Annotated in this window: 5 protein-coding genes; 1 reads left to right on the top strand and 4 read right to left on the bottom strand. The window is 66.0% G+C overall.

The features are described 5' to 3' along the window. Positions 1-1,572 (bottom strand): hypothetical protein (locus JW876_07760; protein ID MBN1885401.1); only part of this gene is annotated, 1,572 nt, incomplete at its 3' end. A 41-nt stretch (positions 1,573-1,613) separates the two neighbouring features. Then, on the bottom strand, positions 1,614-2,138 hold the full coding sequence (locus JW876_07755) for a T9SS type A sorting domain-containing protein (GenBank protein MBN1885400.1): 525 nt from the start codon (positions 2,136-2,138) through the stop codon (positions 1,614-1,616). A gap of 455 nt (positions 2,139-2,593) precedes the next feature. Between JW876_07755 and JW876_07750 the strand changes: the two genes are divergently transcribed. Then, positions 2,594-4,210, top strand: coding sequence for a DUF2723 domain-containing protein (locus JW876_07750; GenBank protein ID MBN1885399.1), 1,617 nt, complete (start codon positions 2,594-2,596; stop codon positions 4,208-4,210). A 243-nt stretch (positions 4,211-4,453) separates the two neighbouring features. Here the strand turns inward: JW876_07750 and JW876_07745 are convergent, their stop codons facing one another. Continuing rightward, positions 4,454-4,744 (bottom strand): hypothetical protein, encoded by a 291-nt coding sequence (locus JW876_07745; GenBank protein MBN1885398.1) that lies wholly within the window; start codon positions 4,742-4,744, stop codon positions 4,454-4,456. Further along, positions 4,741-6,321 (bottom strand): sodium:solute symporter, encoded by a 1,581-nt coding sequence (locus JW876_07740; protein MBN1885397.1) that lies wholly within the window; start codon positions 6,319-6,321, stop codon positions 4,741-4,743. The genes JW876_07745 and JW876_07740 overlap by 4 nt, the downstream gene beginning before the upstream one ends. Positions 6,322-6,358 lie beyond the last annotated feature (37 nt).

Here is a 6,358-nt window from a genome sequence, read left to right as displayed (position 1 = left end):
GGCGATGTTGCCGTTCTCGTCGGTGACGACCTGCCGGCCGCCGTTCACGTCGGAGCCGAGCGTCAGCACCGGCGCGGTGACGCCGTCGCGGTACAGGTCGAGATCGCCGCTCAGGTGATCGGACCCGATCATCACCCGCCCTCCCGTCGTGATCTCCACGATCTCCTCGGATCCGGCCCCGAGCAGGAGCCGCTGCAGGCCCCCCTGGACGCGGATCCCCGCCGAGCCGGCGCCCATCCCGCCCGTTGCGATGCCGATCTTGAGCCGGCAGACGCTGTCGCCGATCTTGAGGTCGCCCTCGGTGGCGTCGAGATCCCAGTGGAGGCCAGCCAGGTGCAGCGGGGCGTCCGGCGCCGAAACGCCGATCCCGACGTTCCCCTCGGTGTCCTCGACGGTCAGACGGACCGATCCGCCGAGGAAAAGCCGGTAGTCGTCTCCCGGGTCGACGTATTCGTAGGCCTTCGTGACTCCCTCGCGTTGGTATTCGATGCCAGGCGCGGATCCGACGCCGGCCGCGTCGATCGTGAGAAGCGCCCAGGCGCCGCCAGCCGTCCCCTCGATCTTCACCGGACGGATCTCCGGCGAGACGACGTGCAGGGGATGGGCCGGATCGGTCGTGCCGATCCCGATGTCGCTTCCGTCGTTCACGAGCGAACTCGAGGCGACCCAGTCGGACCCGTCGTGGTAGAGCGTCTGCTTCCACGCGCCCGGCGGCAGTTCGCCCCCCGTACCGCCCGAGGTGAGCGAGTGCCAGCTCGACCCGTCGTAGCCCTCGAAATCCGATCCCGTCCACCGGATGGTGCCGGCGTTGCCCGACGACGTCGACGCGATGCGGATCGCGCCGTCGACGTCGAGCTGTTCGAGGGGATCGGCGCGGTCGACGCCGACCTTGCCGTCATCGGCGATCGAGACACCGCCGCCGCCGGCGATGAGGTGCATCGATCCACCGGGGCGGTTGTTGAAGATGTTCATCCGGCCCGCGTACGACGGGTGTCCCTCGTCGAAGACGGCGATCCCGCAGACCGAACCGTTCTCGTCGGTGAAATCGAGCCGCTCGACCGACGACGATCCGGCGTTCGGGTTCTCGATCCTGACGCTCGTCGTCCCGTCGATGTCATTGTAGACGTGCAGATCGGCCGACGGCGCCGTGGTTCCCGCCCCGACGTTTCCGCCCGCGGGAAAGACGTTCGTCGTGCCGAGCACCGCCTCGGAGCAGATCGCGTAGGGCGCCGCGGTGAGGCGGGTGCGCGGCGCCATCTCCGCCCCTCCGTCGACGGCGACGGCGAGCCAGTACTCGTCCTCGAAATCCAGTGAAAGAGGCGTGACCGTCCCGAGCGTCGCGTCGACGATCCCCGCCGCGACGTGTATGACCTGCGTCTCGGTCCAGAGAACGGATCCGCCCGACGGGAGAGTGCAGATGCGGAACTCGAAGGTGTAGTCGCCCTCCGGGGCGACGATGCCGTCGCTCGCCTTCAGCACTCCCTGGTAGGAGATCTTCCTCGGCACCTGCGCGGTGGATACGGCGGCGGATATCGCCAGCATGACGCAGGCGAGCGTCGCGATACGTTTCATGATATCCCCTCCTGTCGGCAATGCAGCCTGGCCGTGCCCGGTCAGCGGAGCACGACCATCTTTCTCGTCTCCGCGAACCCGCCGGCGATGACGCGGTAGAAATAGACGCCAGTCGCAAGATCCGATGCGCGAACGGGGATCTCGTGCGTTCCGGCCCCGAGCGCCCCGTCGTGGGCAGTCATGACGAGCCGACCCGTCACGTCGTAGATCCGCACCGTCACGCGCGAGGGCCGCGGCATGTCGAGACGGATGTACGTACGCGGGTTGAACGGATTCGGAACGTTCTGGTAGAGCCGGTATGCGAGCGGCGTTTCGTCGGCCTCCCCGGCGCCGGTGACGTACACCCACGGCAGATGCCAGAAGCCGATCCCGTGCCGGTGATCGGTCGTCGTGACGAGACCGATCGTGCCCTGACCGACCGTGTGCCCGATCGTCCATGACGCGCCGTCGGTCTGACCGCCTCCGCACGCGACGACGTCCTTGACGATCGTCACCTGGCTCTTCGCCGGGATCCCCGTCACCAGCAGCGACAGGAGCAGGATGGCAGCGCGACTGGACTGCTTCATTGTCCCCTCCCGCATAAAAGAACGGCCCGCCGCCTCCGCGACCGGAGAGCAGACGGGCGCCAAGGTATATCTGTAGCCCCCAGGAGATGAACCGCCGAATCCGTCAGATATAAAGAAACGCTTTCAGCGATGTGCCGTCAGGATAGCATGGCGCGGCCGGGCGTTCAAGTATATTTTTCCTGTCATGCAAGGGAGTTGCGTTTTCGGCAGCCCGCGACTCTCACAAGAGCGATATTCTTTTGGAGAAAAATATGCGCGGTTTCGCGACCACGCGTGTAACTACAAGCCAATGCGGGCGAATAATTGCCTTTCTCCGTATTCCATCTTGCGATAGGGAACAATTATTTGATATAATGCATCTGGATCCTGGTCGGCGATGATTGATGCGTATCCGCCGGCGCGCGGCGTCTCGCCATGGTCGTCAACTCGCGTCGGTCCGGAGGGGAGATGATCGCATGATCCGCGCGCGACGGGGCCGTATCGTCGTGCTCGCCCTGTTTCCTCTGTTTTCCTGCCTGTACGTCTGTTTCGCCGCGCCGGGCCCGCTGTTCGGAGACAGCGGCGAGTTCCAAACGCTCGGCGCCGTCGGCGGCATCGCCCACCAGCCCGGTTATCCGCTCTACGTCATCGTCGGCAGGTGTCTCGGCCGCATGCTCCCGGGCAACCCGGCCCGCCGGATGAACTGCATGAGTTGCCTTTTCGGGGGCGTGGCCGTCGCCATGCTCGGCCTTGTGCTGATCGAACTCGGCCTGTCGGCGACGGCCGCCGTCGCGGGCGCGGTCGTCTACGGGATGTCCTTTACCGTCTGGTGGTTCTCGATCCGCGCGGAGGTCTACAGTCTCGCCGTGTTCGTTTTCCTCGCCGTCCTCCTGTCGGCGCTTCGCGCCTTCAGAAGCGGCTCGCGTGGCGCCTACGGCCTCACCGCGGTGCTCACGGGATTCGCCCTCGTATCGCACATCTCGTTCGCCCCGCCTCTCCTCGTCCTGTGGTCGTGGCTGCTGCTCTTCTCACCCCTGTCCGGACGCTCGCGCCTCGTTCGCGCCGGCATCGCGGCGATCGGTCTCGCGGTCGGCCTCACGCCCTACCTGTACGCCGCGTGGATCGACGCGGGCGCCCACCCGCTGAATTATCTCGCGTACACGATCGACGCGGACGCCGGCCAGTACGGCCTCACTTCCGGCACCTTCGACGAACCGTGGGAACGCCTCTCGTGGCTGCTGCTGGGCACGCAGGCGAGGATGCAGCATTACCTGTTCGATCCGAGGGGGATCGCCCGGAATCTCGCCCATCTCCTGTCGATCGAATATGTCTATCACTACGGGATATTCGCGCCGGTTCTCGTGCTGATCGGCATCGTGTCCGCCCGCCGCTCCCGTGATCGCCGCCTGGCGCTCGTTTTCGCCATGACGGCGGCGGCGGCGGTCTTCGTTCTCCTGTACGGAGCGCTCCACCTGATGCCGGTCTACAGCCTGCCCGTCGCGATCGGCAACGCGATCCTCGTCGCGTTCGGCATCGCCGCCCTCGTCGGGCATCTTCGAGGAAAAAGCCACCGCACGGCGGCCCTGGTAACGGCGATGATCGCGGTCGTCCTCGTCGTCGTGCCCGCTCACCTCCTGCGCGTGGCGGCCGAGCGCTCCGACGCGTTCCCGGCCCGCTGGCGGATGCCGCTGGAGATCGGGCCGCGCATGACCGGCGCGTTTCCCTCGTTGCGGGGATACGGCACGGCGAGGACCTTCGGGGAGGCGGTGCTCGCGTCGGCGCCCGACGGCAGCCTGGTGACCGGGAACTGGTACGAGATGATCGTGCTCTTCTACCTGCATTACGCGGAAGAGGTCCGGCCGGATATCGAACTGGAAGTCGGGTACATCGAGCATTTCGGACGGATCCGGAGATGGGCCGAGTCGCGGGAACCCGCCCCCCATCCAGTCGTCTTCCTCGAGGAGATACCGGGGTTGACCGATCGCTTCACGCCGTGCGACACCCTCCGCACATGCACGGGACGATGCCTGCTCGTGAGCGACGGGTGCTGCGTCACTCCTTCCTCGCGAAGTGGCGGTAGAGCCGGTCCGTGATCCAGAAGGAGAAGACGAAGACCGCCGCCGGCACGACGACGCCGAACACCGCGCCCGGAACGCTCATCGCTCCTCCCCCCCCTCGCCCTTCGGGTGGTGCTTCCGCCATGCGACCCAGGCCAGAACGAGCCCGGCGAAGGAGGTCACGTACGCGAGGGACATCCCGATCACCATCTTGAGTTCATTCGGCATCGCGATCGTGCTCACTTTCCCGGCGACGGCGCCGCCGCCGAACACAAAGGATCAGTCCTCCCAGCGGACCTTTCTCTCGAGTTCCTCGATGTATTCCTTCTGTCGGCTCTCGTACCCGTCCGAGACCGCCGAGAGCTTCGGGTCGATCAGTCGGACGAGAACGACCAGCCCGACGATCCCCGCCGCCAGGATGGCGAAGCCCGCCGGGACGAGCAGCATGCTCAACGCCACGCCGAGGAGGAGACAGAGGTAGACGATCGGCGAGAGGATGATGGCGATCGTGTCCTCGCGCGTCCACTCGTCGGCCTCGGCCGGCGTCCACTTCCCGCGCGCCGGGCTCATGACGCCCTCCTTTCGATGAGACCGCGCCGCTCCGCCTCGCGCCGGACCGGTCCCCAGCACCCGACGGGCCGGCTCATCACGTAGAACCTGACGAGGCGATCCATCTTCTCGGGCGGCGTGAGGAAGGTCACGGGGATGAAGACGAGCGCCCCGAGCATCATCAGCATCCAGAACTGCTGGTAGTCGCGCAGGTGCGGAATCACGCCGAATGCGGGAAGCACCCAGACGACGAGCCAGGAGAAGACGAGATTGACGACCCACGCGGAGAGATATCCCCACCCGTTGAACCGCCACCAGACGACCTGCAGGATCCCCGGGAGCCAGACGCCCGCGGCCATGATCCAGAGGGCGAAGATCAGCCACTCGGTGATGTTCTCCATGATGGAGCCGAAGACGAACGAACCCAGGAGCAGCAGGAGCGTTCCGATGCGGCCGACCGCGACGAGCCGCGACTGGCTCGCCTTCGGATCGATGTAGTGGTGATAGAGGTCGCGGGTGATGTAGACGGCGCCGAGATTGAGGTGCGTCGAGATCGTCGAGATGTGTATCGCCACGATCGCCGCGAAGAAGAAGCCGAGCATTCCGGCGGGAAGGTTCTCGAATCCGATCCGGAACCAGGCCATCTCGAAATCCTTCACCTCGGTGAGGTCGGGGTGGAGCACGAAGAAGCCGAGGATCGCCACCGCCCAGATCGAGTTCCGGACGATGACGAGGGCCGACCCCGCCCAGATGCTCCACGAGGCGTCGCGCACGGTGCGCGCCGACTGGATCCGCTGCGCCTCGGGGAACCAGTCGATCGCCGTTCCCATTCCAAGGCCGCCGAGAATGCCTATGACGAGCATCGTGAGGAACCATGCGACGGGGAAATCGCCGGCGAAGAAGCCCGTGAAATCGAAGGGATTCAGTTTGCCCGCTTCACCCAGCTCGTGCAGGCGCGAGACGATCCCGGACGGCCCGCCTGCCGCATGCACGCCCCACAGGGAGACGATCACGATCACGATGAACGCGATCACCCCCTGCTGGAAATCGGCCATGACGACCCCCCAGTACCCCGCGGCGAGGACGTAGAAGGCGCACACGACCGAGAAGACGACGAGACCGACCCATGGCGGCCACCCGAAGGCGAATGCGCAGACCTTCCCCATCGCGATGCCGACCCAGCCGAGGATGAACATGTTGAGAAAGACCTGCCAGCCGGCCACCCACCCGCGAAGCAGCTCGCCGCTGAGCCCGCCGAACCGCTGCGATTGCCACTCGGCCTGCGTGTAGGCCAGCGAACGCCGGAAGATCTTCGTGGAGACGAATGCGCTGATCGCGCACCACGCGGCGTAGAAGGAGTACCAGAGTCCCGTGAGACCGAACCGGTAGACGACGCCCGACACCCACATCGGGGTGTCGGTCGCCGTGTGCGTGGCGTAGACCGAGGAGGCTGGCAGCCACCACGGCAATCCGCGGCCGGCGAGAAAGAAATCCGATTCGGACCGTTTGCCCAGCCGGTAGAAGCGGATGCCGCTGCCGACCATCAAGGCGACGAAGGCGAACAGCCAGAACCAGTCGAGATACGAGAACCGGACCATGTGACCTCCTTGCCGTTCGCGTTCTTCCGGCGGCGCG

The sequence above is a fragment of the Candidatus Krumholzibacteriota bacterium genome, from assembly GCA_016931295.1.
Lineage (GTDB): Bacteria > Krumholzibacteriota > Krumholzibacteriia > Krumholzibacteriales > Krumholzibacteriaceae > JAFGEZ01.
Note: the sequence above shows the minus strand (reverse complement) of the source record. Positions and strands in the feature narration are given on the sequence as shown.

What these genes read in the sequence shown, in the direction of transcription:
- JW876_07755 (MBN1885400.1), bottom strand. Translation starts at nt 2,138, where the DNA reads ATGAAGCAGTCCAGTCGCGCTGCCATCCTGCTCCTGTCGCTGCTGGTG.
- JW876_07750 (MBN1885399.1), top strand. Translation starts at nt 2,594, where the DNA reads ATGATCCGCGCGCGACGGGGCCGTATCGTCGTGCTCGCCCTGTTTCCT.
- JW876_07745 (MBN1885398.1), bottom strand. Translation starts at nt 4,744, where the DNA reads ATGAGCCCGGCGCGCGGGAAGTGGACGCCGGCCGAGGCCGACGAGTGG.
- JW876_07740 (MBN1885397.1), bottom strand. Translation starts at nt 6,321, where the DNA reads ATGGTCCGGTTCTCGTATCTCGACTGGTTCTGGCTGTTCGCCTTCGTC.